General features: G+C 72.6%; 27 protein-coding genes. 17 read left to right on the top strand and 10 right to left on the bottom strand.

The features are described from left to right. Nucleotides 1-581: 581 nt before the first annotated feature. The 3 genes from ACFV0Q_RS12640 to mshD all read right to left on the bottom strand — a co-directional run bounded on the left by ACFV0Q_RS12640 (nucleotide 582) and on the right by mshD (nucleotide 5,013). Nucleotides 582-1,532: a CHAD domain-containing protein gene (locus ACFV0Q_RS12640; RefSeq protein ID WP_385004373.1), complete on the bottom strand. Its 951-nt coding sequence runs from the start codon at nucleotides 1,530-1,532 to the stop codon at nucleotides 582-584. Then, nucleotides 1,513-3,846 (bottom strand): RNA degradosome polyphosphate kinase, encoded by a 2,334-nt coding sequence (locus tag ACFV0Q_RS12645; protein ID WP_385004375.1) that lies wholly within the window; start codon nucleotides 3,844-3,846, stop codon nucleotides 1,513-1,515. The genes ACFV0Q_RS12640 and ACFV0Q_RS12645 overlap by 20 nt, the downstream gene beginning before the upstream one ends. 237 nt (nucleotides 3,847-4,083) lie before the next feature. After that, the gene (gene mshD / locus ACFV0Q_RS12650; protein WP_385004377.1) at nucleotides 4,084-5,013 is read right to left on the bottom strand and encodes a mycothiol synthase; all 930 of its coding nucleotides are present in this window, start codon (nucleotides 5,011-5,013) and stop codon (nucleotides 4,084-4,086) included. A 208-nt stretch (nucleotides 5,014-5,221) separates the two neighbouring features. Here mshD and ACFV0Q_RS12655 point away from each other — a divergent pair, with 208 nt between their 5' ends. Then, nucleotides 5,222-7,036 carry a bifunctional metallophosphatase/5'-nucleotidase gene (locus ACFV0Q_RS12655; protein WP_385004379.1) on the top strand — a complete coding sequence of 605 codons (1,815 nt, stop codon included), beginning with the start codon at nucleotides 5,222-5,224 and terminating at the stop codon, nucleotides 7,034-7,036. A 79-nt stretch (nucleotides 7,037-7,115) separates the two neighbouring features. Here ACFV0Q_RS12655 and ACFV0Q_RS12660 read toward each other — a convergent pair whose 3' ends face one another. Then, nucleotides 7,116-7,904, bottom strand: a complete 789-nt coding sequence (locus tag ACFV0Q_RS12660) for an alpha/beta fold hydrolase (protein WP_385004381.1) — start codon at nucleotides 7,902-7,904, stop codon at nucleotides 7,116-7,118. Between the two features lie 132 nt (nucleotides 7,905-8,036). On the opposite strand from ACFV0Q_RS12660, the gene ACFV0Q_RS12665 reads away from it, so the two are divergent. Continuing rightward, nucleotides 8,037-8,606 carry a TetR/AcrR family transcriptional regulator gene (locus tag ACFV0Q_RS12665; protein WP_385004383.1) on the top strand — a complete coding sequence of 190 codons (570 nt, stop codon included), beginning with the start codon at nucleotides 8,037-8,039 and terminating at the stop codon, nucleotides 8,604-8,606. A 77-nt stretch (nucleotides 8,607-8,683) separates the two neighbouring features. Then, nucleotides 8,684-9,568, top strand: coding sequence for a phosphatidylinositol-specific phospholipase C (locus ACFV0Q_RS12670; protein WP_385004385.1), 885 nt, complete (start codon nucleotides 8,684-8,686; stop codon nucleotides 9,566-9,568). On the opposite strand, the gene ACFV0Q_RS12675 is transcribed toward ACFV0Q_RS12670, so the two are convergent. The 3 genes from ACFV0Q_RS12675 to ACFV0Q_RS12685 form a co-directional block, all read right to left on the bottom strand. After that, nucleotides 9,548-10,996, bottom strand: a complete 1,449-nt coding sequence (locus ACFV0Q_RS12675) for a sensor histidine kinase (protein WP_385004387.1) — start codon at nucleotides 10,994-10,996, stop codon at nucleotides 9,548-9,550. The genes ACFV0Q_RS12670 and ACFV0Q_RS12675 overlap by 21 nt on opposite strands. Beyond that, nucleotides 10,993-11,724: a response regulator transcription factor gene (locus tag ACFV0Q_RS12680; RefSeq protein WP_385004389.1), complete on the bottom strand. Its 732-nt coding sequence runs from the start codon at nucleotides 11,722-11,724 to the stop codon at nucleotides 10,993-10,995. Before ACFV0Q_RS12680 ends, ACFV0Q_RS12675 begins: the two co-directional genes overlap by 4 nt. A 121-nt stretch (nucleotides 11,725-11,845) precedes the next feature. After that, entirely contained in the window at nucleotides 11,846-13,114 is a 1,269-nt protein-coding gene (locus ACFV0Q_RS12685; protein WP_385004391.1) for a S1C family serine protease, read from the bottom strand. 113 nt (nucleotides 13,115-13,227) lie between these two features. On the opposite strand from ACFV0Q_RS12685, the gene ACFV0Q_RS12690 reads away from it, so the two are divergent. Further along, the gene (locus ACFV0Q_RS12690; protein WP_385004393.1) at nucleotides 13,228-13,407 is read left to right on the top strand and encodes a hypothetical protein; all 180 of its coding nucleotides are present in this window, start codon (nucleotides 13,228-13,230) and stop codon (nucleotides 13,405-13,407) included. A gap of 9 nt (nucleotides 13,408-13,416) precedes the next feature. Here the strand turns inward: ACFV0Q_RS12690 and ACFV0Q_RS12695 are convergent, their stop codons facing one another. Beyond that, the gene (locus ACFV0Q_RS12695; RefSeq protein WP_385004395.1) at nucleotides 13,417-14,439 is read right to left on the bottom strand and encodes a LacI family DNA-binding transcriptional regulator; all 1,023 of its coding nucleotides are present in this window, start codon (nucleotides 14,437-14,439) and stop codon (nucleotides 13,417-13,419) included. A 24-nt stretch (nucleotides 14,440-14,463) separates the two neighbouring features. Continuing rightward, nucleotides 14,464-15,291, bottom strand: a complete 828-nt coding sequence (locus ACFV0Q_RS12700) for a response regulator transcription factor (RefSeq protein WP_385004397.1) — start codon at nucleotides 15,289-15,291, stop codon at nucleotides 14,464-14,466. A gap of 473 nt (nucleotides 15,292-15,764) precedes the next feature. Between ACFV0Q_RS12700 and ACFV0Q_RS12705 the strand changes: the two genes are divergently transcribed. The 13 genes from ACFV0Q_RS12705 to ACFV0Q_RS12765 all read left to right on the top strand — a co-directional run bounded on the left by ACFV0Q_RS12705 (nucleotide 15,765) and on the right by ACFV0Q_RS12765 (nucleotide 25,520). Then, a complete protein-coding gene (locus ACFV0Q_RS12705; RefSeq protein ID WP_385004399.1) occupies nucleotides 15,765-16,019 on the top strand; it encodes a MoaD/ThiS family protein in 255 nt (84 codons plus the stop codon). A gap of 628 nt (nucleotides 16,020-16,647) precedes the next feature. Beyond that, on the top strand, nucleotides 16,648-17,769 hold the full coding sequence (locus tag ACFV0Q_RS12710) for a hypothetical protein (protein ID WP_385004439.1): 1,122 nt from the start codon (nucleotides 16,648-16,650) through the stop codon (nucleotides 17,767-17,769). Nucleotides 17,770-17,834: 65 nt separating this feature from the next. Continuing rightward, nucleotides 17,835-18,551, top strand: coding sequence for a DUF2993 domain-containing protein (locus tag ACFV0Q_RS12715; RefSeq protein ID WP_385004401.1), 717 nt, complete (start codon nucleotides 17,835-17,837; stop codon nucleotides 18,549-18,551). A 161-nt stretch (nucleotides 18,552-18,712) separates the two neighbouring features. Further along, nucleotides 18,713-18,796: a putative leader peptide gene (locus ACFV0Q_RS12720; RefSeq protein ID WP_359921537.1), complete on the top strand. Its 84-nt coding sequence runs from the start codon at nucleotides 18,713-18,715 to the stop codon at nucleotides 18,794-18,796. 204 nt (nucleotides 18,797-19,000) lie between these two features. Further along, nucleotides 19,001-19,849 (top strand): sulfurtransferase, encoded by an 849-nt coding sequence (locus ACFV0Q_RS12725; RefSeq protein WP_385004403.1) that lies wholly within the window; start codon nucleotides 19,001-19,003, stop codon nucleotides 19,847-19,849. A gap of 57 nt (nucleotides 19,850-19,906) precedes the next feature. Further along, nucleotides 19,907-20,197 (top strand): DUF1416 domain-containing protein, encoded by a 291-nt coding sequence (locus ACFV0Q_RS12730; protein WP_030030422.1) that lies wholly within the window; start codon nucleotides 19,907-19,909, stop codon nucleotides 20,195-20,197. 127 nt (nucleotides 20,198-20,324) lie between these two features. Further along, nucleotides 20,325-20,588, top strand: coding sequence for a DUF3099 domain-containing protein (locus tag ACFV0Q_RS12735; RefSeq protein WP_266575166.1), 264 nt, complete (start codon nucleotides 20,325-20,327; stop codon nucleotides 20,586-20,588). 217 nt (nucleotides 20,589-20,805) lie between these two features. Continuing rightward, nucleotides 20,806-21,540: a hypothetical protein gene (locus tag ACFV0Q_RS12740; protein ID WP_385004404.1), complete on the top strand. Its 735-nt coding sequence runs from the start codon at nucleotides 20,806-20,808 to the stop codon at nucleotides 21,538-21,540. After that, nucleotides 21,537-22,337, top strand: coding sequence for a hypothetical protein (locus ACFV0Q_RS12745; protein ID WP_385004406.1), 801 nt, complete (start codon nucleotides 21,537-21,539; stop codon nucleotides 22,335-22,337). Before ACFV0Q_RS12740 ends, ACFV0Q_RS12745 begins: the two co-directional genes overlap by 4 nt. Then, nucleotides 22,334-23,188 carry a hypothetical protein gene (locus ACFV0Q_RS12750; protein ID WP_385004408.1) on the top strand — a complete coding sequence of 285 codons (855 nt, stop codon included), beginning with the start codon at nucleotides 22,334-22,336 and terminating at the stop codon, nucleotides 23,186-23,188. The genes ACFV0Q_RS12745 and ACFV0Q_RS12750 overlap by 4 nt, the downstream gene beginning before the upstream one ends. A gap of 258 nt (nucleotides 23,189-23,446) precedes the next feature. Continuing rightward, complete coding sequence (locus tag ACFV0Q_RS12755) at nucleotides 23,447-24,019, top strand: FABP family protein (RefSeq protein WP_385004410.1); 573 nt, start codon at nucleotides 23,447-23,449, stop codon at nucleotides 24,017-24,019. A gap of 73 nt (nucleotides 24,020-24,092) precedes the next feature. Continuing rightward, nucleotides 24,093-24,518 (top strand): Fur family transcriptional regulator, encoded by a 426-nt coding sequence (locus tag ACFV0Q_RS12760; RefSeq protein ID WP_385004412.1) that lies wholly within the window; start codon nucleotides 24,093-24,095, stop codon nucleotides 24,516-24,518. A 33-nt stretch (nucleotides 24,519-24,551) separates the two neighbouring features. Further along, nucleotides 24,552-25,520 carry a YgfZ/GcvT domain-containing protein gene (locus tag ACFV0Q_RS12765; RefSeq protein ID WP_385004414.1) on the top strand — a complete coding sequence of 323 codons (969 nt, stop codon included), beginning with the start codon at nucleotides 24,552-24,554 and terminating at the stop codon, nucleotides 25,518-25,520. 4 nt (nucleotides 25,521-25,524) lie between these two features. Here the strand turns inward: ACFV0Q_RS12765 and dtd are convergent, their stop codons facing one another. Next, nucleotides 25,525-25,950, bottom strand: a complete 426-nt coding sequence (gene dtd / locus ACFV0Q_RS12770) for a D-aminoacyl-tRNA deacylase (protein ID WP_385004416.1) — start codon at nucleotides 25,948-25,950, stop codon at nucleotides 25,525-25,527. Nucleotides 25,951-26,196: the final 246 nt, after the last annotated feature.

Here is a 26,196-nt window from a genome sequence, read left to right on the forward strand (position 1 = left end):
CGCTGCCGGGGGCCCTGCCCCCGGACCCCCGCGCCTCAAACGCCGGCGAGGCTGGTTTTTGGCGGGCGGCGTGGGCCCGTGCGACTCCGCTTGGCAACCCCAGCCTCGCCAGGGGGCACCTCCCAGCGGTAGCTGGGGGGGGGTGAGGCGCGGGCGCGGAGCGCCGTGTAGTGAGCCGCGCCAAGGCGCGATCCCGGGCAGGCCCGGGGCGTGGAGCCGCGCCGGCGTTTGAGGCGGGAACGGTGGACTGGGGGTCCCCCCGGACGGAGGCTGGGGGATGGGTAGGGGACAGGCCCGCGCGGCGGCACCCGGCCGCAGACGGGGCCGGGCGCGGCCGAGCGCACCGGCCCGGTCGCGGCGGCAGCCGCGCGCACATGACGGCTGGGCCCGGCCACGGGCAGCGGCCCCGCCCGGCGGGTCGACGGACGGAGTCCGGCGCAGCGGCGCGAAGCCGGTGAGGCCCGCCAGGGCCGAGGCGTGCGAGGGGCGCGTTGAGGAGGGGTGGCCCGCCAGGGCCGAGGCGTGCGAGGGGCGCGTTGAGGAGGGGTGGCCCGCCAGGGCCGAGCCGTGCGAGCGAAGCGTTAAGAAGAGGCAGGGGCGGGCAGGGGGTGCCAGGTGGTGTGGAAGGAGAGGCGGGCGGCCTGGGCGGCGTGGCGCTGGTCGGCGTGCAGGACGCCCAGGGCGTACGCGGTGGCCGGGGCGATGCGCGGGGTGCGCGCCGCCGTGGCCGAGGCGGCGGCGGCTTCGGAGGCGTCGCGGTGCCGGTCGAGCGCCTCGCCCGCCACCACGAGCCGGGCCACGTCCGAGCCCAGGGCCTCCTGCGCGTACCGGTGCACCCGCAGCAGGCGGCGTACCTCGTGCCAGGCGCCGTCCTGGTGCGCCGAGTACGGGGTGCTGTCCTCCGGAGCGGGCAGCCCGGCCACGGCCGCGTCCAGGCGGCTCTCCGTCACCGCCGCCAGCGGCACCAGGACCTCCTCCACCCGCCCCCGCGCCGCGACCACGTCGAGCGGCACCTCCGAGGCGAGGACCGCGACGGCGTCGGCCACCGCGTGGAAGCGGGACGACCCGAGGGCCTGGAGGGTCGTGGAGTGGGCACGGGTGCGCGCCAGCGTGAGCTGGCGCTCCAGCAGGGCCCCCGCCCGCGCGGAGCCCACCGTGAGCGCTCCCGAGCCGGTCCCGCCGCCCCGGGGTGCGGGGACCTCGGGGGACGCCGAGAGGCGCTGCAGGGCCTCCAGGAGGCGGGACAGCCTGGCGGCGTACGCGTGCTCGTCGGCCAGGGTCGAGGACAGCCAGACGAGCTCCGTCCGCAGGGAGTCCGCCCACGCGGATTCGGTCACCACCCGGAAGGTGCTCAGGGAGCCCGCGATGCGGCGCGCGGCCCCCCGCAGGCCGCGTGCCGCTTCGCTGCTTTCCGCCGCGTCGGACCCGCTTTCCTCGTGTACGCGCAGCCCCCGCAGGAACGCGGTGGCCTGGGATCGCAGGTAGACGCCGAGCACGTCACCTGCGGTCGGGTCATGGTTTGGCTGAGCCACGCCGGCGCCTCCGGGCGTCTATGAGCATCTCCTGTACGTGCCGCAGCGGCTGTCCCTCGGCGTCGGTGCTGTGCCGGGTCCATTCGCCGTCCGGTCCCAGGTGCCAGGAGGAGGTGTCGTCGGACATGCCGGTCTCCAGCATCCGGTCCAGGGCCGCGCGGTGGGCGGGGTCGGCGACCCTGACCAGCGCCTCGATGCGGCGGTCGAGGTTGCGGTGCATCATGTCGGCGCTGCCGATCCACACCTCGGGTTCGCCGCCGTTGCCGAAGGCGAAGACCCGGGAGTGCTCCAGGAAGCGGCCGAGGATCGAGCGGACCCTGATGTTCTCCGACAGCCCCGGCACCCCGGGCCGTACGGCGCAGATGCCGCGGACCCAGATGTCGACCGGGACGCCCGCCTGGGCGGCCCGGTAGAGGGAGTCGATGAGGGCCTCGTCGACGATCGAGTTCATCTTGAGCCGGACGTACGCCGGGCGGCCCGCCCGGTGGTGGTCGGCTTCCTTGTCGATGCGCGCGATCAGTCCGTCGCGCAGGGACTTCGGGGCGGTCAGCAGGCGGCGGTAGGTCTCGCGCCGGGAGTAGCCGGACAGCCGGTTGAAGAGGTCGGAGAGGTCCGCGCCGACCTGCGGGTCCGCGGTGAGCAGGCCGAGGTCCTCGTAGAGGCGGGCCGTCTTGGGGTGGTAGTTGCCGGTGCCGACGTGCGAGTAGCGGCGCAGGGTCTCGCCCTCCTGGCGGACGACGAGCGACAGCTTGCAGTGGGTCTTGAGGCCGACCAGGCCGTAGACCACGTGGCAGCCGGACTCCTCCAGCTTGCGCGCCCACTTGATGTTGGCCTGCTCGTCGAAACGGGCCTTGATCTCGACGAGTACGAGGACCTGCTTGCCGGATTCCGCGGCGTCTATCAGGGCGTCGACGATCGGGGAGTCGCCCGAGGTGCGGTAGAGCGTCTGCTTGATCGCGAGGACGTCCGGGTCGGCGGCGGCCTGCTCCAGGAAGGCCTGCACGGAGGTGGAGAAGGAGTCGTACGGGTGGTGCAGGAGCACGTCGCGTTCGCGCAGCGCGGCGAAGATGTCGGGCGCGGACGCGGACTCCACCTCGGCGAGGTCGCGGTGGGTGCCGGCGACGAACTTGGGGTACTTGAGCTCGGGCCGGTCCAGGGAGGAGATCCCGAAGAGGGCGGTCAGGTCGAGCGGGCCGGGCAGCGGGTACACCTCGGCGGCGCTGATCTTCAGCTCCTGCACGAGGAGGTCCAGGACGCCGGGGTCGATGGACTCCTCTACCTCCAGGCGCACGGGCGGGCCGAAGCGGCGCCGCATGAGCTCCTTCTCCAGGGCCTGGAGGAGGTTCTCGGCGTCGTCCTCTTCCACTTCGAGGTCTTCGTTGCGGGTCACGCGGAACATGTGGTGCGCGAGCACCTCCATGCCGGGGAACAGCTCCTCCAGGTGCGCGGCGATGACGTCCTCGAGGGGGACGTAGCGCTGCGGGGAGGCCTCCAGGAAGCGCGAGAGCAGCGGCGGGACCTTGACGCGGGCGAAGTGGCGGTGGCCGCTGACGGGGTTGCGTACGACGACGGCCAGGTTCAGCGAGAGGCCGGAGATGTACGGGAACGGGTGCGCGGGGTCCACGGCCAGCGGGGTGAGGACCGGGAAGATCTGGTTGCGGAACAGGGTGAAGAGGCGGGCCTGCTCCTTCTCGGTGAGGTCGGGCCACCGGATGAGGTGGATGCCCTCCTCGGCGAGCTGCGGGGAGATGTCCTGCTGGTAGCAGGCGGCGTGCCGGGCCATGAGCTCGCGCGAGCGGGTCCAGATCAGGTCCAGCACCTCACGGGGCTGGAGGCCTGAGGCCGAACGGGTGGCGACGCCGGTCGCGATGCGGCGCTTGAGGCCGGCGACGCGGACCATGAAGAACTCGTCGAGGTTGCTCGCGAAGATCGCCAGGAAGTTCGCGCGCTCCAGGAGGGGCGTGGCGGGGTCCTCGGCGAGTTCGAGGACGCGCTCGTTGAAGGCCAGCCAGCTGCGCTCGCGGTCCAGGAAGCGGTTCGCGGGGAGCTCCCCGGAGCCGTCCTTGTCCTCGTAGGCGTCCAGATCGGCGTCGAGGTCCGGATCGAGGTCCACGTGGGGGCGGTGGGCGGCTATGGAGCCGATGCGCGCCCTCGTCCTGGCCGTCTGCGCCTTGGCTTCCGCCTGGACCTGCGCCGGGGTCTGGCCCTCGGGCCGGGTCAGGGCGGAGGCGGGTGTGGCGGGGGTCGCGTGGGACGGGTGCTGGGCGGGTACCTCGGTGGGGCCCGCGGGGCTCGCGCTCGGCTGGTGGCTCATGACTCCATTCTTCCGCGCGCGCGGCAGGACAGGCGCGTCGGAAGAGTCGGCCGTCAGTCGGAGTCGGGGCTGCATGTCCGGAGACTGGCAAGCGCGTCTTAATGCCCGGTTAATGGCGTATGGCTTCCAGGCTCCGGCTGGCGCACGGTTCCTCCGCCGGGGGCGCGCGAGGGGGGCGGGATCCGGGCGCCGGCGCCGGAGGGGCCGGAACCCCGCCCGGAACCCCGCCCCGCTCCCTCAGCTTTCCGTGCGGTACATCAGGTCCACCTCGTGGGTGGCGAAGCCGAGGCCCTCGTAGACGGCGAGGGCCGCCGGGTTGTCGGCGTCGACGTAGAGCATCGCCGTCGGCAGGCCGGAGGCGGCCAGGTGGTGGAGGCCGATCGCGGTGAGGGCCTTGCCGAGGCCGCCGCCCTGCGCGCCCGGGCGGACGCCGACCACGTAGACCTCGCCGAGCCGCTCCTCCGCGTGGACCTTCGTCCAGTGGAAGCCGACCAGCTCGCCCTCCCGCTCCGCGAGGAAGAACCCCTTCGCGTCGAACCACGGCTGCGCGATCCGGTCGTTCAGGTCACGCTGCGTGAGCGCGCCCTGCTCGGGGTGGTGGGCGAAGGCGGCGGCGTTCGCCGCGAGCCAGGCGGCGTCGTCCTGGCCGGCGACGAACGTGCGCACCGCCACGCCCGGCGGGAGCGCCGGGTCCGGCAGGGGGGCCGCGTCCGGGCCCAGGGGGCGGCGCAGCTGGCGCAGTTCGCGGAAGAGGGTCAGGCCGAGCACCTGGGCGAGGTGCCGCGCGGCGGACTTGCCGCCGTGCGCCCACACCCGGATCCGCTTGCCGGAGGCGTGCAGGAGGGCGGAGCCCAGCGCCCGGCCGTGGCCGCGGCCGCGCAGCGCGGGGTGTACGACGAGCTCGGCGGCGGGGGCCTCCACCGGGTCGGTGTCCTCCAGTTGTCCGTATCCGGCGAGCCGGCCGTCGGCGGTGAGGAGGAAGTGGCGGATCCCCTCGCGCGGGCCGCCGCGCAGCTGGAGCCGCCCCTGCTCGGAGACGGCGGTGGTGCCGTCGGTGCGGGCCGCTTCGTGGATGAGGGCCAGTACGGAAGCGGCCTGTTCCTCCGTCAGCTCGTCGAGGATCTCAATCTGCCGTCCCGGCTCCAGGGCCGCTGCTGCGTCAGTCATGCCCCGAGCCTACGACCGAGGCCCGGGGTGGAGGTGTCCCGCGGGCCCGGTCCTCGGAGGTTCCTCGACGCGGACACGAGTGCGGCCCTGCCCCGGGACGCCCGCGCGTAACCAGCTCGCAACCCGTTACCCCCTGTCGTGCTACGCGCGTTGACCATAGGCTGCGGCGGACCTCCCAAGTTGTCTCGCTGTCCACAAAGGGGAATAAATGTCAGCGAAGCCACAACGGCACCGCACGGCCCGCCGCTTGACCCTCTCCGCCCTCGCCCTCACGGCCGGCGCCGGAGCGATGGTCGCCGCTGCCCTGCCGGCCGGTGCCGCGAGTGGCGGCGGTGCGGCCAAGAGCCGCACCGTCGACGTACAGATGCTGTCGTTCAACGATTTCCACGGCACGTTGGAGCCCCCGCAGGGCTCCTCCGGCACGGTGACCGAACGTCAGGCTGACGGCACCACCAAGGCGATACCCGCGGGCGGGGTCGAGTACCTCGCGACCGCGCTGCGCGATGCCCGCAAGGGCCACGAGTACTCCGTCACGGCCGCGGCCGGCGACATGATCGGCGGCAGCCCGATGCTGTCCGGTCTCTTCCACGACGAGCCGACCGTCGAGGCGCTCAACAAGCTGAAGCTCGACGTGTCGAGCGTCGGCAACCACGAGTTCGACGAGGGCAAGACCGAGCTGCGCCGCATGGCGTACGGCGGCTGCCACCCGGTCGACGGCTGCTTCGAGTACGGCAAGGAGTTCACGGGCTCCCAGTTCCAGTACCTGGCCGCGAACGTGACGGACGAGAAGACCAAGCGTCCGCTGATGTCGCCCACCTTCATCTGGAAGAAGGGGGACGTGAAGATCGGCTTCATCGGCGTCACCCTGGAGGGCACTCCGGACGTCGTGACGGCCGACGGGGTCAAGGGCCTCAAGTTCGGCGACGAGGTCGAGACGATCAACAAGTACGCCGCGGAGCTGAACAAGCAGGGCGTGAAGTCGATCGTCGCGCTGATCCACGAGGGCGGTCTGCCCGCGAGCGGCGCGTACAACTACGACTGCGACGCCCCGGGCGCCGGCGCCGGCATCTCGGGCGCGATCGTGGACATCGCCAAGAACGTCGACCCGAAGGTCGACGCGCTGGTGACGGGCCACACGCACCAGGCGTACTCCTGCAACATCCCCGACCCGGCGGGCAACCCGCGCACGGTCACCTCGGCCGCCTCGTACGGCCGGCTGTTCACGGACACCACGCTGACGTACGACCGGCAGACCAAGGACATCGTCCGTACGCCGGTCAGCTCGCCGAAGCCGGTCAACAAGGTCGTCACCCGTGACCTGCCCAAGGCCCCGGACATGACCGAGCTGATCACCCGCTGGAACGCGCTGGCGGCTCCGGTCGCGAGCCGTCCGATGGGCTACATCTCCGCCGACATCGCGGGCCGCGGCTCCGAGGCGCCGGAGAAGCCGCTCGGCGACCTGATCGCCGACGCGCAGCTGGACGCCACGGCCCCGGCCGACAAGGGCGGCGCGCAGCTGGCGATCATGAACCCGGGCGGCATCCGTGCCGACCTGGCGTACAAGGCCGCGGGCGCCGAGGGCGACGGCGTCGTGACGTACGGCGAGTCCTACACGGTCCAGCCGTTCAACAACCTGATGAACGTCGTGGACCTGACCGGCGCCCAGCTGGTCACCGCGCTCCAGCAGCAGGTCAGCGGTACGGTCAACGGCCCGAACCCGAAGATCCTGCAGGTCTCGAAGGGGTTCACCTACACCCTGGACATGACGAAGTCGGGCGCGGACCGGATCGTCGTGGACTCGGTGCGGCTGAACGGCGCGGCCATCGACCCCGCCAAGACCTACCGGGTCGCGATGAACGAGTTCCTCGCGGGCGGCGGTGACGGCTTCACCGTCCTGAAGGACCACAAGAACAAGCTGGTCGGCATCCCCGACCTGGAGGCCTTCAACGCCCTGCTGGCGAAGTCCTCGGCGGCGAACCCGATCGCCGCGCCGGCGGCGGACCGGATCACCGTCGTCAAGTAGCACCCGCGTACAGCGCGCCCCGAGGGGCGGTGGGCCCTGTGGCCCGCCGCCCCTCAGGCGTTTTCCGCCCCGGTGGCCGCTACAGCGTCGCGAGGAACTTCTTCACTGCGGCCTCGAAGCCCTCCGGGTCCTGGAACGGCACGAAGTGCTCGGTGTCCAGAGCGGCGTACGCGGTCCCGGGCCGCCGCGCGACCATCTCGTCGGCCTGCTCCTGCGGGAGGACCTCGCTGCGCAGGCCGTGGATCAGCAGGGCGGGGCAGCTGCTCGCGAGCCAGACGTCCATCCGGGACCAGCCCGCCGCGGCGAGCGTCGCCAGGACCGCCTGCGGGTCGAACGGCAGGCGCCATCCGCTTCCGTCGGGCAGCGGGCGCAGGGCTTCGGCGTAGGCGGGGCCCAGCTTCGGGCCGAGGCCGGAGACGAGTTCCTCGCGGGTCGGCGCGGTGTACGGGAGGTCGTGGAGGAAGTCCCAGGGGGACGGGCCCTCGGGCTGGTCGGGGGAATCGACGGGGGCGTCGACGTTGATCAGCGCCGAGACCAGGTCGGGCCGGGCGGCGGCCAGGTGGAGGGCGTTGAGGCCGCCGAGGGAGAAGCCGAGGACCGGGACCGGCCCGCCGAGGTCCAGGTGCTCCAGCAGGGCGGCGGCGTCGGCGACGAAGCCCTCGCGGCTGTACTCGGAGGCCAGGCCGGAGTCGCCGTGGCCGCGCTGGTCGGGGGCGATGACCCGCCACTCCGCGCCCAGGGCGGCGGCGAGCGGGGCGTAGGCGGCTCCCTCGGACAGGCCGCCGTGGAGGGCGAGCAGCGGGCGGCCGGGGCCCCCGAAGTCGAGGTAGGACAGCGTGCGGTCGTCGATCTTCATCTCGTGGCGCATGGCGTTCTTCTCCCCTGTGGGCCGGACGGTCGGTCAGTGCGTCTGACGTCAGCCTCGCAGGATTTGGGCAGGCGCGCAATACGTTTGTCTTGGGCGACCGCCCAAATCGCGGGGCGCGGATACGATCCCGCCATGGGAAATCGCGAGGACCTGCTGGCCGGAGCGCGCAGCTGCCTGGAGGAGAAGGGCTACCTGCGCACGACCGTGCGCGACATCGCCTCGGCCTCCCGGGTGAGCATGGCGGCGATCGGCTACCACTTCGGGTCCCGCGAGGCCCTCCTCAACCAGGCCCTGTTCGCGGCCATGGACGAATGGGCCGCCGGGTCCGGCCGGCTCTCCGGGCAGGGCGAGACCGCCGAGGAGCGCTACACCGACACCTGGAACCGCAAGATCGCCGACTTCCGTGCGATGCGCTGGCTGTGGATCGCCTCCGTCGAGGCCTTCGTCCACGCCCAGTCCTCGCCCGAACTCCTCGCGGTCCTCGCCGAGGGCCAGCGCCGCAACCGGCGGATGGTGGCCGCCGGGCTGCGCGGCGTACCGCTGGAGGAGGTCACGGAGGAGGACGTACGCGCCCTCGGGTCCGTGCACCTCGCGCTGCTGAGCGGGGTGATGGTGCAGGCCCTGACCGACCCGGAGCAGGCGCCGACCGGATCCGAACTCGCCCAAGGGCTGCGCGCCATGGCCGAGTTGCTCGAAAGCTGAGGGCTACCGACAGGTAGTAAAGGCTGGTTCCGCACGCCATAATCCGGTCCCATCACCGGGACGGCAAAGGGGCGGGCATGGCACTGGATCGGCGTGCGTTTCTGATCGGCGCGACGGCAGCGGGCACGGCCGCGGCCCTGGGAGCGGCCTCGGCGGGCACCGCCGCCGCCTCGGCGAAGGCGCTCGGCACCCAGGACTGGATGGCGGGCCTCGCCGACTCCACCCCGCTCCAGCGGATGACCATCCCCGGCACCCACGACTCGGGCGCCCGCGAGGGCGGGCTCTACGTCGCCTGCCAGAACACCTCGATCGCCGAGCAGCTCGACTCCGGCATCCGCTTCCTGGACGTCCGCTGCCGGGTGACGGGCGGCTCCTTCGCCATCCACCACGCGGCCTTCTACCAGAACCTGATGTTCGGCGACGTCCTCGTGGCCTGCGCGAACTTCCTCGCCGCGCACCCCTCCGAGACCGTGCTCATGCGCGTCAAGCAGGAGTACTCGGAAGAGAGCGACGCGACCTTCCGGGCCGTCTTCGACGACTACCTCGACCACCGGGGCTGGCGCCCGCTGTTCCGCATCGCCGACGCCCTGCCCGCCTCGCTCGGCCAGGCCCGCGGCAAGGTGGTCCTCCTCGCCGACAACGGCGGCCTGCCCGGCCTGCGCTACGCCGACGGCAACGTCTTCGACGTCCAGGACGACTACAACACCGAGCCGTTCGCCAAGCGCGGCCGGATCGAGAACCAGTTCCGCAAGGCCGTCCAGCAGCCCGGCAAGCTGTTCGTGAACTACGTCAGCACCTCCGCGTACATGCCGCCGCGCTGGAACTCCGACCGGCTGAACCCGCAGGTGCACTCGTTCGTCGACGGCTCGGAGATGGCCGGCCGGACCGGGCTCGGCATCGTCCCCATGGACTTCCCGAACACCCGCTCCGGCCTGGTCGCCTCACTGATCCGGCACAACTGACGCCGGCGCGCCGACCGCGGGCGGCGGCGTCGGGGCGCCCGGGAAGCGCAGGACCGCCTCCGTGCCCGGGCCGCCGTCGGCCGCGGCACGGAGGGCGGCCGTGCCGCCCGCGCGGTGCACCGTACGGGCCACGATGGACAGGCCCAGCCCGCTGCCGGGCAGGGCGCGGGCCGACGGGGAGCGCCAGAACCGCTCGAAGACGTACGGGAGGTCGTCGGCCGGAATGCCCGGCCCGTGGTCCCGTACGGTCAGCTCGCCCGCCCGCAGCGAGACCTCGACGGCCGCGCCCGGCGGGCTGAACTTCACGGCGTTGTCCAGCACGTTGACCACCGCCCGCTCCAGCGCCGCCGCCTCGCCCCGTACGTACCAGGGCTCCAGGGCGGAGGTGAACACCAGCTCCGGACCGCGCAGCCGGGCCCTCGACAGCGCGGAGGCGGCGATCTCGTGCAGGGCCACCACCCCGAGCGGGCCGTGCGGGACCGCGTCCGGACGGGACAGCTCCTGGAGGTCCCCGATCAGCGCGGCCAGCTCCGTCATCTGCGCCTTCACGGAGGCCAGCAGCTCGCGGCGGTCCTGCGGCGGGATGGCCCGGCCGGTCTCCTCGCTGCGCGCGAGCAGCTCGATGTTCGTACGGAGCGAGGTCAGCGGGGTTCGCAGCTCGTGCCCGGCGTCGGCGATCAGCTGGGCCTGCCGCTCCTGGGAGGAGGCCAGCGCCGCCGTCATGGAGTTGAAGGACCGCGAGAGGCGGGCGATCTCGTCGTCGCCGTCGTCGGGGATCCGTACGGTCAGGTCCTCGGTGCGGGCGATGTGCTCGACGGCGCCGGTCAGTTCGTCGACCGGCCGCAGCCCGGTCCGCGCCACCCACAGCCCGGCGGCGCCCGCGCCGACGACGCCGATGCCGCTGACCAGGAGCAGCACCCAGGCCAGGGTGGAGAGGGGCTTCTCGATGTCGGCGAGGGGCTTGGCGACCGAGATCGCGAAGACAGGGGCTCCCGGCTGGGTCCGCGCGGCGAAGGTGTAGACCCGCATGTCCGTGCCGTCGGCGGTCGTCGCGTCGTACAGCGCCTTGCTCCGCTGGCCCGCCGCGGTCTCCTCGGCGGTCGGTGTGACCGGCAGGTCGGTCCGCCCGCTCACCCGGCAGTGGGTGCCGTCGGCGAAGACGATCTGGACCGTCGCGTTCAGGTCCCCGGCGATGTCCGGCTGCGCCTGGGCGGGAGGCGCCACACAGCCGTCGCGCAGGGTGCGCAGCACTTGGACGTTGGGGTTGGTGGCGCGCAGGGACTGGTCCAGCTGATCGCGCAGCTGCGTGCGGACCATCACCCAGGACACGGCGGCGACGGCCGCCACCGCCACCGCCACGGCCACCGCCACCAGCAGCGCCAGCCGGGACCGCAGCGGCAGGGCGCGGAATCTGGCGGCCGGGCTCACTCGGGCCCGCCCTCGCCGGCGCGCAGGACGTAGCCGACCCCGCGGACCGTGTGGACCAGGCGGGGCTCGCCGCCCGCCTCCGTCTTGCGGCGCAGGTACATCACGTACACGTCCAGGGAGTTGGAGCTGGGCTCGAAGTCGAAGCCCCACACCGTCTTGAGGATCTGCTCGCGGGTGAGGACCTGGCGCGGGTGCGCGAGGAACATCTCCAGCAGGGTGAACTCCGTACGGGTCAGCTCCACCGGCCGGCCGCGCCGGGTGACCTCGCGGGTGGTGAGGTCCATGCGCAGGTCGGCGAAGGTCAGCACCTCCCCGGCCTGGTCCGCCCCGGCGGAGGGGGCGGCGTACGAGCTGCGGCGCAGCAGCGCGCGGACGCGGGCGAAGAGCTCGTCCAGCTCGAAGGGCTTCACGAGGTAGTCGTCCGCGCCCGCGTCGAGGCCGGTGACGCGGTCGCCGACGGTGTCGCGGGCGGTCAGCATCAGGACCGGGGTGGTGGAGCCCGCGGCGCGCAGGCGGCGGGCCGCCGTCAGACCGTCCATCCGGGGCATCTGGATGTCCAGGACGATCAGGTCGGGGGCGTACGAGGCCGCCTGGTCGAGGGCGTCGAGGCCGTCGACCGCCGTCCGGGTGCCGTACCCCTCGAAGGCGAGGCTGCGGCGCAGGGCCTCACGGACGGCCGGCTCGTCGTCGACGACGAGGATGCGCGCTTCGCCTTCGGCGGCGTTCATGGATGGGTCCCCCCAGGTGGTGGTGGCCGGCGGACGTACGGGATCGGGCCCGCTCCCGCGGAGGTCTCCCTCCAGCGTCGCACGGGAGGGGGCCGGAGCCGCGTGCCCGGCGTGCCCCGCGTCAGAGCGAGGTGCCGAAGCCGTTGACGCCGCTCCCGTCGCTGCCCGTGCCGGAGGTGCCCGTGCCGCCGGGGCCGCCCTTGCGGAGGGAGTCGAGGTCGGCCTTGATCGTGTTCACCGGGATGGCGAAGCCGAGGCCGACGCTGCCCGCGCTGGAGCCGTCGCTGGAGGGGGAGTAGATCGCGGACGGCATGCCCACGATCTCGCCGTTCAGGTTGACGAGGGCGCCGCCGGAGTTGCCGGGGTTGAGGGAGGCGTCGGTCTGGATGGCCTTGTACGAGGTGGTGTTCGAGCCGGTGTCCCCGTTGAACTGCTGGCCGTCGTAGGAGAACGGCCAGCCGCCGCCGCTGCCGCCCTGGCCGCGCTGCGGGGACTGCCGCTGCTCGGACTTCGGTACGTTCACCTCGCGGTCCAGGGCCGAGACGATGCCGCTGGTGACGGTGCCGGTGAGGCGGTCGGGGGAGCCGATGGCGACCACCTGGTCGCCGACGCGCAGCTGGCCGGAGTCGCCGAGCTTGGCCGGCTTGAGCCCGCTCGCTCCCTGGAGCTTGATCAGGGCGAGGTCCTTGGCCGGGTCGGTGCCGACGGTCTTGGCGGCGTACTTCTTGCCGTCGCTCATCGTCACCTGGATCTCGGAGGCGCCGCTCACCACGTGGTTGTTGGTGACGATCTCGCCGTCGCCGGTGACCACGATGCCGGAGCCGGTGCCCTGCCCGGAGCCGGTGCGGGTGTCGATCCGTACGACGGAGGGGCTGACCTGCTCGGCGACGCCGGAGACCGTGCCGCTGCTGGACTGCGAGACGTTGGTGCCGTTCACCCCGCCGCCGCCCGTGCCGTTCTGTCCGAGGAACTGCTGCACGGCGGCGGCCGTTCCGCCGCCGACGACGGCCGCCGCGAGGGCGACCGCGGCGAGCAGCGCGACGGGCCGCTTGGCGCGGGCCGCGTGGGCGGGCGGCGCCGGTTCGGCGGCCGCGCCCCAGGCGTCCCACCCGCCGTTGCCGTTCCCGTCACCGTTGCCGCCGGGGACGGTCTCGCCCTGGACGACCGGCGGCTGGTGCGCCTCGTGCCAGCCGGGGGCCTGGACCGGCGCCGGGGCGGCCGGGGCGGCCGGGGCGGCCGGCGGGTACGCGGGCGGCGGCGGGTACGCCCCCGCGCCGGTGTCGTGGGCCAGCCGGTCGCGACCGCGCTGCCAGTCCTCGCCGAAGGGCGGGTTCTGGGCCGGCCGGTTCTCCTGCGGGTACTCGCCTTCGCGGCGGAAGCTGTCGGTCATGTCTACGACTCTGGCCGCGCATCATGAGAGCTTCCTGAGTCCGAGCTGAGAAGCCCGACAGAACCGCGTATGCCCGAAATAAGCCCGTGGCCGCCTGAGCCGGCCTGCTGGGCGTGCTCGCCCCCGTGCTGGGGTTCCCGCTGCCCGGGCCGGCCTTCCTGCTCGTCGCGGCGTTCGTCGAGCGCCGCAACCGGCCGGAGGGCACGTGGACCGCCGGCGCCCTCGCTCCGGCGGTGGGCGGCGTACTGCTCCTGCTCGTGGAGGCGGAGCGGATCGGCCCCCTCGGCCCCTGAGGGCAGGGGTCAGCGGCAGCCGCAGGAGCGGCGGATGACCAGGGCCGACGGGAACTGCTTCAGGCGCTCGCGGCGGGAGCCCGCCACGCGCAGGGCGTCGTCCAGGACGAGGTCCACGGCCGCGCGGGCCATCGCCGGGCGGTCCGAGGCGACCGTGGTCAGCGGCGGGTCCGTCAGGGCCGCCTCCTTGACGTCGTCGAAGCCGGCCACGGCCAGCTCCCCGGGGACGTCGATGCGCAGCTCGCGGGCGGCCCGGAGCACGCCGATGGCCTGGTCGTCCGTCGCGCAGAAGATCGCGGTCGGCCGGTCGGGCCGGGCCAGGACCTCCAGGGCGACCGTGTACGCGTCGTAGCGGTTGTACGGGGCCTCGATGAGCCGGCCCTCGACCGAGAGGCCCGCTTCCTGCATGGCCCGCCGCCAGCCCTCGACGTGGTCGGCGACCGGGTCGCCGACGGACGGGGTGTTCTCGACGCCGCCGATGCAGGCGACGTACGCGTGGCCGTGCTCCAGCAGGTGCCGGGTGGCGAGCTGGGCGCCGCCGATGTCGTCGGTGACCACCGCGACGTCGTCGATGGCCTCGGGCCGCTCGTGCAGCAGCACGATCCGCGCGTCCCACGCCTCGATCTCGGAGGCGGCCCGCTCGCTCATGCCCTGGCTGACCAGGATCAGGCCGGACACCCGCATGCCGAGGAAGGCACGCAGGTAGTGGACCTCGCGCTCGTCCCGGTAGTCGGAGTTCCCGACCAGGACCATCTTTCCGCGCTCGGCGGCGGCCTGCTCGACCGCGTGCGCCATCTCCGCGAAGAACGGCTGGCGGGCGTCCGGGACGATCATGCCTATGAGGTCGGTGCGCCGCGACGCCATCGCCTGCGCGACCCGGTCCGGGCGGTAGCCCAGATCCTTGATCGCGGCGAGGACACGCTCGCGCGTGGCCGGGGCAACCGGCCGGGGTCCGTTGTTGATGACGTAGCTCACGACGGCGGTAGACGTACCCGCAAGTCGTGCCACGTCATCCCGCGTCACCTTGGCCACGCGCGGCAGTCTACGCGGGGTGACCTACCCCTGGGCAGGGCGTCCTGCCGAGTGGATGGTCACAGGGGATTCCTCCGTCCGGGGGAGCGCGGGCGCGTTCCCCGTGTCCCGGTCCGGGGCGGCCGCGGCCGCCTGCTTCGCTGCGGCCTGGGCGGCCGCCTCCGCCGCCGCCCGCTCCACCTTCTCCGGCGTCACGAAGCGGTACCCGACGTTGCGGACCGTGCCGATCAGCGACTCGTGCTCGGGGCCGAGCTTGGCGCGCAGCCGCCGTACGTGGACGTCGACCGTCCGGGTGCCGCCGAAGTAGTCGTAGCCCCACACCTCCTGGAGGAGCTGGGCCCGGGTGAAGACCCGGCCGGGGTGCTGGGCGAGGTACTTCAGCAGCTCGAACTCCTTGAAGGTCAGGTCCAGGACCCGGCCCTTGAGCTTCGCGCTGTACGTGGCCTCGTCGACCGACAGGTCGCCGTTGCGGATCTCCATCGGGGAGTCGTCCGAGCCCAGCTGCTGGCGGCCGGTGGCCAGCCGCAGCCGCGCCTCGACCTCGGCCGGTCCGGCGGTGTCGAGGAGGACGTCGTCGATGCCCCAGTCGGCGGTGACGGCCGCCAGGCCGCCCTCGGTGACGACCAGGATCAGCGGGCAGCCGGGTCCGGTGGACCGCAGCAGCTGGCAGAGCGACCGGACCTGGGGCAGGTCGCGGCGGCCGTCGACGAGGATCACGTCGGCGCCGGGGGTGTCCACGAGGGCCGGGCCCTCGGCCGGGGCGACCCGGACGTTGTGGAGCAGCAGGCCGAGTGCGGGCAGCACCTCGGTCGACGGCTGCAGGGCGTTGGTCAGCAGCAGGAGAGAGCTCATGCCCGACCACCTGCCCGGGTCGGGTCTTCGTGCACGTGCGAGTGCACGGTTCGCTGGTCCATCACGTCGGTTCCTCCTCGGTCCCGTCGAGGACGTGCGCGGTACTGCTTCGTACGACTGGCCTGGTGTCCGCGCCGGCCCCCGCGCCCTGGGGTCCGGACGGACACCACTGTTCTCGGTCCGTTCAACGTGCTGAAAGCACAAAAGGACCCGGGGGCTACGTTGCCCGGATCCTCTACGCCGCCAGAATAGCCCACCGGCCCTTTCGGGGCCGAGGGCTGCCGTGCACCGCATTCTGTGGTTCGCGCCACGCCTTCCTCCTGCGTATGCCCTGGTTTCACCGGATCGGTGGACCCCCGGCGCGGTCTCCGGGCGCACACGGGGCGCGCGGACGCACGCCTGGGTGGTGACCCGGAGGGGTCATCATGGAGGCCGACGGTAGAGAGCCGACGGAGCCGACGATAGGAGCTGCAGTGGCAACCGGAACCATCCGCTACTGGGCGGCGGCCAAAGCCGCCGCCCAAACGGCGGAGGAGCCGTACTCGGCGCGCACCCTGGCCGAGGCGCTCGACGCCGCGCGGGAACGCCATCCGGGGGAACTGACCCGGGTCCTCCTGCGCTGCTCCTTCCTCGTGAACGAAGAGCCCGTGGGCAAGCGCCCGCACGATGCCGTCCTGCTGACCGAAGGGGGCACCGTAGAGGTGCTCCCGCCGTTCGCGGGCGGGTGAGCGGGGACCGATGAGCACTCCCGAAGAACAGCAGCGGCAGCAGCAGGAACAGCAGCAACAGCAGGAGCAACAGCAGCAGGACCTGTACGGGACCCAGACCTGGCAGTCCGACACCTGGGACACCAGCTACCAGCCGGTGCACCAGCCGGTGCAGCCCCCGCTGGGCTCGGTGCCCGGGCAGCCGGTGGCGCCCGAGGGCTGGTTCCGTGACGAGGCCCAGGCTCCGGCCCCGGCCGCGCCGCAGGGCTGGGAGGCCGAGCAGGCCGCGTACCCCCCGCCCGCGCAGGCCCAGCCGGTGGCCCCGGACGGCTGGTTCCGCGACGAGGCCCCGGCGGCCCCGCCCGTACAGCAGCAGTGGTCCCAGGCCGCTCCCTGGCAGCAGTCCCCGGCGCCCGACCTGGCCGCCGAGCAGACGGCGTACATGCCGCCGGTGCGGGACGCCGCCGAGTCGGCCGCGTACGTGCCCCCGGCGCAGGATCTCGCCGCCGAGCAGACGGCGTACATGCCGCCCGTGCGGGAGGGTGCCGCCGAGCAGACGGCCTATCTCCCGCCGGTACGGGAAGCCGCCGCCGAGCAGACGGCCTATCTCCCGCCCGTGCGGGAAGCCGCCGCCGAGCAGACGGCGTACATGCCGCCCGTGCGGGAAGCCGCCGCCGAGCAGACCGCGTACCTTCCCCCCGTTCAGGACCGGCAGGCGCAGGCGGCTGTGCCCGACGGGTGGTTCCGGGACGAGGCTCCGGCCCCGGCCGCGCCGCAGGGCTGGGCCGCCGAGCAGACGGCGTACCTGCCCCCCGTGCCGCCGGAGGCCACCGCCGAGCGGACGGCGTACCTCCCGCCCCAGGCGCCCGCCCCCGACGCCCCCGCCGAGCGGACGGCGTACCTGCCCCCCGTGCCGCCGGAGGCCACCGCCGAGCGGACGGCGTACCCGACCCCCGCACCGCCGGAGGCCCCCGCCGAGTACTCCCCGCCCACCCTCGGCGGGAACACCCTGCGGGCCGTCGACCCCGCCCAGGCCCGCGCCGAGGGCCGGTCGCCGATCATCGACCCGGGTCCGCAGCCGGCCATACTGACCGCCGCCCTCGGGGTGCTGCTGGCCGGGGCCGCCGCCCTCGGCGAGTACGCGCTGCTCCTCCCGCTGATCGCCCTCCAGGGCCTCACCGCGGCCGGCTGGTTCCGCCTCAACGGCATGTGGCCCGCCCGCCAGGGCATCGCCCTCGCCTTCGCGGGCGCCGTCGTCGCGGACGGCGCGGTGCTCGCGGTGGACCGTCCGTACGGGCCCGGCGCGATCATCGGCACCCTCGGGGCCTGGGTGCTGCTCACGCTGGTCCTCCAGCTGCGCAGCCACGCGGACCCCGACGAGCGGATGTACGGGCTGATGGCCTCGGTGGCCTCCGCCGCCCTGGCCATCGTGTGCGCCGGCTACCTGGCCGCCGACGGGAAGGCGGTGAGCGTCGGCGCCGCCGCGGTCGCCGTCGCCGTGTTCGCGCGCGCCCTGCCGCTGCCGACCGCGCCCTCCGTCGCCGTCTCGCTGGCCGCCGCGGCCGGTGCGGGCATCGCGGTCGGCGGGATGACCGGAATGGGGGCGGGCGGGGCGCTGCTCGGCCTGGCCGCCGGGGTCTGCGCGCTGATCGGGCTGCGCGTGGCCGCGTACGACTACCCGTCGAAGTTCGTCCACATGACGGCCGGTGTCGCGCTGCCGCTCGCGGTCGCCGCGCCCGCCGTCTACCTGATCGGCAGGGTGGTGGGCTGACGGCGTCCTCACGGCGGGCCATGGTCCACTAGAACGCACGTACCGATTAGTAGGGGGAGGGTCCGTTGCGTTTCCTGCGCTTCGTGGTGATCGTCGGGGTGGTTCTGGGGGCCTTGTTCGTGGGGGTGGACCGCTGGGCGGTCGGCTACGCCGAGAACCGGCTGGCCGACCGCGTCCAGTCCCGCCAGGGGCTGGCGGGCAGCGCGGAGGTGGAGATACACGGCTTCCCGTTCCTGACCCAGGCGCTGAGCCACGACCTCGACCAGGTGGACCTGAAGCTGAAGGGCGTCGACGCCAGCGCCGACGGCCGCAAGACGCGCCTGACGGAGGTCGACGCCAGCTTCCACGACGTGAAGCTGAACGACAGCTACAGCGGCGGCACCGCCAAGCGGGCCCAGGGCACCGCGCTGATCTCCTACGAGGACCTCACCCAGGCCTCCCAGACCGGCGTGACCCTCACCTACGGCGGTGCGCCGGGCAAGGTGAAGGTCACCGCGACGCTCGACTTCCTCGGCAGGACCCTGACCCGCGACGTGGTCGCGACCGTCACCCTGGTCGACGCGAAGGACTCGAAGAACGGCAAGGTCGTCCGGGTGCGCGCCGACTCCGTGCCCGGCGAGGGCATCCCCGGCATCGAGAGCGCGGTCCGCAAGCGGACCGACTTCGACCGCCGGATCGACGAGGGCCTGCCGTCCGGGCTCCGGCTCAGCGCGCTGACCTCGGACGGGGCGGGCGTGCACCTCACGCTGGACGGTACGGACGTGGTGCTGGCCGGATCGTGAGACGCCGCGGTCCGATCCGCAGATGAACGGGCCGTACGAAGAGCCCCGGGGGCCGCGAGGCGGCTGTCCGGGGCTTTCGTATCCCACCATGCGGACGATCCTGTCTCGACATATGACACACCGGTGACAGGGCGGCCGATTCGTCCCTACGATCCATGGCTATGAAGCATCAGCAGGCGGACCTCACGAAGCGGCGGGCAGTAGACCTGTGTCGCGTCGCCGCCATGCTCTGTCGCTCCATCTAGCGGTGTGAGCCTTCCGCTCCACCAGCCGGACGACCGCCCTTCATCCGCGGCGTGACCGCCCCCGCTTCCCGCCTCCTGCCCCCTGCCGCCTCCCCGTGCAGGCAACGGGCGCGCCACCCGGAACGGCACGTACGCACCCGCACCGCCCAGCCCCGCAGCAGGACCAGCACAGCCCCGCCGCACACTGCCCCGGAGGAGAACACCATGAGCCGCAGCGACGTCCTCGTAGACGCCGACTGGGTCGAGGCCCACCTGAACGACGCCAACGTCGTGATCGTCGAGGTGGACGAGGACACGTCCGCGTACGACAAGAACCACATCACCAACGCCGTCCGGATCGACTGGAAGAGCGACCTCCAGGACCCGGTCCGCCGCGACTTCGTGGACCAGGAGGGCTTCGAGAAGCTCCTCTCCGCCAAGGGCATCGCCAACGACGACACGGTCGTCCTCTACGGCGGCAACAACAACTGGTTCGCGTCCTACGCCTACTGGTACTTCAAGCTCTACGGCCACCAGGACGTCCGCCTGCTCGACGGCGGCCGCAAGAAGTGGGAGCTCGACTCCCGCGACCTGGTCGACGGCAAGGACGTCCCGAACCGCCCGGCCACCGCGTACAAGGCCAAGCCGCAGGACAGCTCGATCCGCGCGTTCCGCGACGACGTCGTGGCCGCGATCAACGTCCAGAACCTGGTCGACGTCCGCTCGCCCGACGAGTTCTCCGGCAAGCTCCTCGCCCCGGCGCACCTCCCGCAGGAGCAGTCGCAGCGCCCCGGCCACGTGCCGAGCGCCCGCAACATCCCGTGGTCGAAGAACGCCAACGACGACGGCACCTTCAAGTCCGACGACGAGCTGACGGCCCTTTACCAGGCCGAGGGCGTCGACCTGGACACGAAGGACACCATCGCCTACTGCCGCATCGGCGAGCGCTCCGCGCTCACGTGGTTCGTGCTGCACGAGCTCCTGGGCCAGGAGAACGTCAAGAACTACGACGGCTCCTGGACCGAGTACGGCTCGCTGGTCGGCGTGCCGATCGAGCTCGGCCCCAACAAGTAATCCGCCCCGCCCCGTAGCGGCAGTACCGCAGTACCTCTCTAGGACAGGACAGAGAACATGTGTGGAGCACAGATCGGCGGGCCCGACCTCGCGACGCTCAAGCCCGGTGAGACCGCGATCCAGGGTCAGGTGACCAAGGACGGCGAGCCCGTCAGCGGATACGTCCGCCTGCTGGACTCGACCGGCGAGTTCACCGCGGAGGTTCCCACCTCCGCCACCGGCCAGTTCCGCTTCTACGCGGCCACGGGCTCCTGGACGCTGCGGGCGCTCGTCCCGGGTGCCCAGGCGGACCGCGCCGTCGTGGTCGCCGAGGCCGGCGGCGTGACGGACGTCGCCATCGCGGTCTGACGACGACCGCAGAGCTGAACCGGCCGAAGGGCCGCACCCCCGGGGGTTGGACGCCACTGGACCGGGGTGCGGCCCTTCGTGCCGTCCCCGCCCTTGCCCCGCGGGATTACCGCTCTACGCTGGAGGTATGTACGCCCGGCGCCGGCGCGCCTACTTCCTGCTCATGGGCGGATGCCTGTTCCTCTTCGTCTCCGCCTGGTCCTTCGTGCGCCTGTTCTCGGTCGAGGCGGCGGTGGCCCTGTGCGTGGTCGCCATGGTCATCCCGCCGGTCGCGGCGATGGTCGCGAACCGCAGGGGCCCCGACGACCGCTGGTGGGACGACCCGTCCGGAGATCCGAAATCGGACGAGTGGTGGGACGAACTGGACGGAAAGCGGCGGCACGAGGACTGAACGCGTCCGGAGATAAGACCGTAATAAAGATGCGTACAACTGCTCCCCCATCGAAGGTGTCTTCGGTGTGCGCGGGTAAATGAACCCTGCGCCTCCAGTCCTGTGGGGGACCCCTTTGGAACACGAACAGACCATTCCCGAGCCGCGGAAAGCGGCGGAGAATGGGCCGGAATCGGACACTCCTGAATTTCCGGCGATATCAACGGAAACTCCGGACGTGGCCGTTCCGCAGCGCCCGCGCCGCCGCCGGGGCCGCACGACCCTCCTGATCGCGGCCGCCGTCGTCCTCGGTGCCCTCGCCGGCACCGCCACCGGCTACGCGGTCCAGTACCACCGCGACCCCACCCCGCTGCCCCCGCTGGCCCAGCAGAAGCTGGACACGCCGAAGGCGCTCGCGCCGGACGACGCCACGACGTGGAAGACGGTCAACGCCAACCGCTGGCACAAGACCGACGGCGACCTCACCGAGCTCCTGATCGAGGTGCCGGCCGGGGCGAAGGCCGAGGACAGCGGCTACGACAGCCTCGACTCCTTCGCGACGACCTTCGACATGCCGGAGAGCGCCCTGCGCAACTTCTCGAAGGACGGCTTCCGGCGCGTCGCGACGACTGTCTGGAGGCAGGACGACGTCCTTGTCGAGCTGCGGCTGGTGCAGTTCCACGACTTCTCCGGCGCGAACGGCTACCAGAGGGCGCAGTCCGGCTACATGCGCTTCGAGAGGAACGCGGGCAACGACGGCGTGGCCATCCCCGGCGTCCCCGCGGAGCTCGGGCACGTCTGGGTGGCGTCGGAAACCCGCCAGGAGCCGGGTTACGCCCCGATCCGCGAGGGCCGGGCCATCGTCCGCCGCGGTGACATCGTTCTGGACCTCTTCTACGTCGACATGCGCGGCCGCCGGATAGCCGAAAGCGATGTCATCGACCTGGCCAAGCGACAGCTGGAGCGACTGTGACCGAGCAGCAGCCCGGGACGACCCCGGCACCCGAGGCCCCGGCCGGCCCGGCCGGAACCCCACGGACGGGTGGCCGTAGGACGACGGTCGCCCTCATCGCGGTGGCTGTGGCCGCGCTCGCCCTCGTCGGCGGCGGGGTCTGGGCGTCCTCCGCCCTCGCGGACGCCGACCGGACCGCGCCGACCGCCTACTGGGTCGAGGCCGGCGGGAAGCCGCCCGAGGTCAAGAAGCCCGAACCGGTGCCCGTGAGCCTCTTCTCGGGCAAGCTGCTCCCCGTTCCCTCCGGCTTCGCCCCGGGGCCCGACCTCGCGGGCGACGGGAACGACTTCTTCATCTCCGGGGACAAGGCCACCGAGGGCTTCAAGGAAGCCCGCAAGGGCCTGTCGAACTCGGAGCGCAAGAAGCGCGACGACATGCTGGCCGACCTCAAGCTCAAGGGCGTGGCCGGGCGGAGCTACACCGGTGACCGCGGGTTCGTGGTGGAGATCCGCATCATGCAGGCCGACCCGCGGGCCGTGGGGGCGTTCGCCGAGGTCTCCAAGAAGCTCCTCGACCTCATCGGCGATGACCGCGACGCGCCGAAGGTGGACGGTTTCCCGGACGCCAAGTGCTCCCTGCTGGCCGTGGGCGAGGAGAAGCACGAGAGGATCGACTCCCTCTACTGCGTGGCCGTCGAGGGCGACGTGATGGTCAATTTCCGCGCCTACGGACCCAAGGAAAGCTTCTCGAAGTCCGACGCCGCGACGTTCCTCAAGAACCAGCTGACCCACCTGAAGTCCCCCGGGGAGTCCGTGTGACCGAGCAGAACACCCTCGGAGCCCCCGCGGCCCCGGAGGCACCCGAGACCGCGCCGGCCCCCACCGGGGTCCCCGTGGTGCCCGCGCCCCCCAAGGACCGCCGCGTGCTGCGCGCCGTCCTGCGCTGGAGCGCGGCCGTCCTCGCCTTCGGCGTCGCCGGCACGGGGGCCGCGTACGGCCTGGTGCAGCCCGAGCGCACCGACATCCCGGGCCTGTCGACCCGGTCCGACGGCCGCTGGGACTACCCGGCGCTGGTCAAGCCCACCCTGCCCCCCGGCGCTCCGCTGCCCTTCGCCCCGGACGACGCGGACGGCATCCACTACGCGGGCCTGACCCAGCTGCTCCTGCCCGCCCCGCTCGGATCCGCCCCGGACCCCGCGCTGAAGCTGGAGAAGGACTCGGTCGTGACCGTGGACACCTTCCTCCAGGAGTACGACCCCGGCACACGCGAAAAGATGAAGCAGGACTTCGCCGACGACGGGCTGCGCCAGATCGTGGGCCGTGGCTGGACCACCCCGGACGGCGTCCGGACCCGGGTCTACCTGCTGCGCTTCCACGCGTCGGGCTTCGCGGACACCTTCAAGGGCTGCGGCACCGGGATGAACCTGAACGGCGTCAGCCGGATGGAGTGGGAGGACGCCTGGGACAAGGCCCTGCCCGCCAACAGTGCCCCGGCCGCCGACGGCGTGAAGGTCCTGGAGGAATCCGTCCCGTTCGGCGACGAGCAGATCCTGGCCGGCTGCGTCGAGTCGGGCGACGTCCAGGCCGTGATCCTGCAGAGCCGCAAGGGCGAGGCGCCGGTCGTGCCCCTCCACCAGGCGGTGATCCTGCAGAGTCAGCTGCTGGGCTGAGCGGTGGTACGGCCTACCTCACACGGTGCGCCGGTTCCCGGGCCAGTAGGCTTGGGGACCGGCCCGTACACCGCACCGAATCCTCCGAGGAGCACCCCGTGCTTGAGGCAGTCTTCACCTCCCTGCTGGTCCTGGTCTGCGTCGGCGTCATGGCCTTCACCGGCCTGGCCGTCAAGAAGCTGTACCAGGGTCAGCGCTGAGCAGCCGACCGGCCGACCGCCCCGGAACCCCTCCCACAGATCGCCTGAGCAGCCAACCATGATCCAGATCCCGTCCGACCTGAACCCGGGCCTCGTCCCCCTCGCCTTCCTCCTCGGTACCTGGGAAGGCGCCGGCGTCTTCGACTACCCCGGCGAGGAGAAGTGCAATTTCGGCCAGGAAGTCGTCTTCACCCACGACGGCCGGGACTTCCTCGAGTACCACTCGCACACCTGGGTGCTCGACGCCGAGGGCAACAAGGTGCGCCCGCTGGAGTCCGAGTCGGGCTACTGGCGCATCGACGACACCCGCAAGGTCGAGATCGTCATGGTCCGTGACCAGGGCGTCGTCGAGATCTGGTACGGCGAGCTCGCCGATCAGAAGCCCCAGATCGACCTGGTCACCGACGCGGTGGCGCGTACGGCCACCTCTCGCCCGCACAGCGGCGGAAAGCGCCTCTACGGGTACGTGAAGAGCGACCTGATGTGGGTCGGCGAGAAGGCCACCCCCGACGTCGAGCTGCGCCCGTACATGTCGGCCCAGCTGAAGAAGGTCGTCACCCCGGAGGAGATCGCCGACATGGCGCGCAACCTCCCCGAGCTCCCCGAAGACGGCATCGCCTTCTTCCGCTGAGCCCGCCGCACCGAGCGGAAGAAGGGGACCACGGGCACGCCCGCGGTCCCCTTCGCGCGCTTACACTGGCCGGGTGGTGACCACCGACTGGAAGAGCGACCTGCGGCAGCGCGGCTACCGGCTGACACCGCAGCGCCAGCTTGTGCTGGAAGCCGTCGACGCCCTGGAGCACGCCACTCCCGACGAGATCCTCGTCGAAGTGCGCAAGACCGCCTCCGGCGTCAACATCTCCACCGTCTACCGGACGCTGGAGCTCCTCGAAGAGCTGAAGCTGGTCTCGCACGCCCACCTCGGGCACGGCGCGCCCACCTACCACCTCGCCGACCGGCACCACCACATCCACCTCGTCTGCCGCGACTGCACCGAGGTGATCGAGGCCGACCTCGACATCGCCGCCGAGTTCACCGCGAAACTGCGCACCACCTTCGGCTTCGAGACCGACATGAAGCACTTCGCGATCTTCGGCCTGTGCGCGGAATGCGCCGCCAAGCGCCCTTAGGGCCGCCCCCGGCGGGGTCGTAGGCTTGGTGGCATGACCAGCAGCCCCTTGCTCCATCTTCCCGGTGCCGTACCCGCCGAAGGCCGTGACGAGGGCGTCGCCGCCCACTACGGAGAGCTCTACGGCGAACAGCGCGCCCTCGCCGACGGGCGGGGCTTCGTCGACCTCTCCCACCGCGGGATCGTCACCGTCACCGGACCCGACCGGCTGAGCTGGCTGCACCTGCTGCTCACCCAGCACGTCAGCGAGCTCCCGGCCGGACAGGCCACCGAGGCGCTGATCCTCTCCGCCAACGGGCACATCGAGCACGCGCTCTACCTCGTCGACGACGGCGAGACCGTGTGGGCCCACGTCGAACCCGGCACCCAGGAGGCGCTGATCGCCTACCTGGAGGCGATGAAGTTCTTCTACCGCGTCGAAGTCGCCGACCGGACCGCCGAGTTCGCCGTCGTCCACCTTCCGGCCGGCTCCATCGCCGAGCTGCCCGGCAAGCACCCCGTACGCGAGACCGCGTACGGCCGTGACGTGTTCCTCCCGCGGGAGGACCTGGAGGCCTTCGCCGCCACGCACGGCCCCGCCGCCGGGCTCCTCGCCTACGAGGCCCTGCGCGTCGAGGCCCACCGGCCGCGGCTCGGCCTGGAGACCGACCACCGCACCATCCCGCACGAGCTGGGCTGGATCGGCACCGCCGTCCACCTCCAGAAGGGCTGCTACCGCGGCCAGGAGACGGTGGCCCGCGTCCACAACCTGGGGAAGCCGCCGCGCCGCCTGGTCTTCCTGCACCTGGACGGCTCCGAGGTGCTGCTCCCGCCGCACGGCGCGCCGCTGCGGCTCGCCGCCGACGGCGAGGAGGGCCGCCAGCTCGGCTTCGTCACCACCGCCGTACGCCACCACGAGCTCGGGCCGATCGCCCTCGCGCTGGTCAAGCGGAACGTGCCGGTCGACGCCCCGCTGCTGGCCGGCAACACGGCCGCCGCGCAGGAGGTCGTCGTAGCGCCCTGACGGCTCACATGTCGATGACGACGGTGAACGGGCCGTGGTTGGTCAGCGAGACCCGCATGTCCGCGCCGAACCGGCCCGTCTCCACCGTCGCGCCCAGCCCGCGCAGCTGCGCCACCACCTCGTCGACCAGCGGCTCGGCCACCGGGCCGGGCGCCGCCGCGTTCCAGGTGGGGCGGCGGCCCTTGCGGGCGTCCCCGTAGAGCGTGAACTGGGAGATCACCAGCAGCGGCGCCCCGATGTCGCTGCAGGACTTCTCCGCCTCCAGGATCCGCAGCGACCACAGCTTGCGCGCCAGCAGCGCCGCCTTCTCCGGGGTGTCGTCGTGGGTCACCCCCACCAGCACGCACAACCCCTCGCCGACGATCTCGCCCACCGTCTCGCCGGCCACCACGACGCTCGCGCCGTCCACCCTCTGCACCACTGCTCGCATACCACCTGTGTACCAGGCGTGCACCCGTCCGGGGCCGATCGGGTGGAGTGGGACTGCGTCCACACCACGGAGAGTGGCACCATGCACGCAGGCGGTGCCCCCAGCACCGGTCGAGGGGACGGACACGAACGCATGAACACTCCTGGTACCTCCGCACCTGCACCCACATCCGCGTCCACAGGGCCCGCGTCACCGGCCGGCGCGGCCGCGCCCGCGACGGCGCCGCGGCCGCCCGCGCAACGCACC

This window comes from Streptomyces sp. NPDC059564 (assembly GCF_042735575.1).
Taxonomy (GTDB): Bacteria; Actinomycetota; Actinomycetes; order Streptomycetales; family Streptomycetaceae; genus Streptomyces.

Bases quoted from the DNA above. Each gene is read 5' to 3' on its own strand.
- ACFV0Q_RS12735 (WP_266575166.1), top strand. From the start codon at position 20,325: ATGTACGCCCGGCGCCGGCGCGCCTACTTCCTGCTCATGGGCGGATGC.
- ACFV0Q_RS12700 (WP_385004397.1), bottom strand. From the start codon at position 15,291: ATGAGCTCTCTCCTGCTGCTGACCAACGCCCTGCAGCCGTCGACCGAG.
- ACFV0Q_RS12730 (WP_030030422.1), top strand. From the start codon at position 19,907: ATGTGTGGAGCACAGATCGGCGGGCCCGACCTCGCGACGCTCAAGCCC.
- ACFV0Q_RS12710 (WP_385004439.1), top strand. From the start codon at position 16,648: ATGCCGCCCGTGCGGGAAGCCGCCGCCGAGCAGACCGCGTACCTTCCC.
- ACFV0Q_RS12670 (WP_385004385.1), top strand. From the start codon at position 8,684: ATGGCACTGGATCGGCGTGCGTTTCTGATCGGCGCGACGGCAGCGGGC.
- ACFV0Q_RS12665 (WP_385004383.1), top strand. From the start codon at position 8,037: ATGGGAAATCGCGAGGACCTGCTGGCCGGAGCGCGCAGCTGCCTGGAG.
- ACFV0Q_RS12755 (WP_385004410.1), top strand. From the start codon at position 23,447: ATGATCCAGATCCCGTCCGACCTGAACCCGGGCCTCGTCCCCCTCGCC.
- ACFV0Q_RS12660 (WP_385004381.1), bottom strand. From the start codon at position 7,904: ATGCGCCACGAGATGAAGATCGACGACCGCACGCTGTCCTACCTCGAC.
- ACFV0Q_RS12725 (WP_385004403.1), top strand. From the start codon at position 19,001: ATGAGCCGCAGCGACGTCCTCGTAGACGCCGACTGGGTCGAGGCCCAC.
- dtd (WP_385004416.1), bottom strand. From the start codon at position 25,950: ATGCGAGCAGTGGTGCAGAGGGTGGACGGCGCGAGCGTCGTGGTGGCC.
- mshD (WP_385004377.1), bottom strand. From the start codon at position 5,013: ATGACTGACGCAGCAGCGGCCCTGGAGCCGGGACGGCAGATTGAGATC.
- ACFV0Q_RS12680 (WP_385004389.1), bottom strand. From the start codon at position 11,724: ATGAACGCCGCCGAAGGCGAAGCGCGCATCCTCGTCGTCGACGACGAG.
- ACFV0Q_RS12645 (WP_385004375.1), bottom strand. From the start codon at position 3,846: ATGAGCCACCAGCCGAGCGCGAGCCCCGCGGGCCCCACCGAGGTACCC.
- ACFV0Q_RS12765 (WP_385004414.1), top strand. From the start codon at position 24,552: ATGACCAGCAGCCCCTTGCTCCATCTTCCCGGTGCCGTACCCGCCGAA.
- ACFV0Q_RS12685 (WP_385004391.1), bottom strand. From the start codon at position 13,114: ATGACCGACAGCTTCCGCCGCGAAGGCGAGTACCCGCAGGAGAACCGG.
- ACFV0Q_RS12720 (WP_359921537.1), top strand. From the start codon at position 18,713: ATGAAGCATCAGCAGGCGGACCTCACGAAGCGGCGGGCAGTAGACCTG.
- ACFV0Q_RS12655 (WP_385004379.1), top strand. From the start codon at position 5,222: ATGTCAGCGAAGCCACAACGGCACCGCACGGCCCGCCGCTTGACCCTC.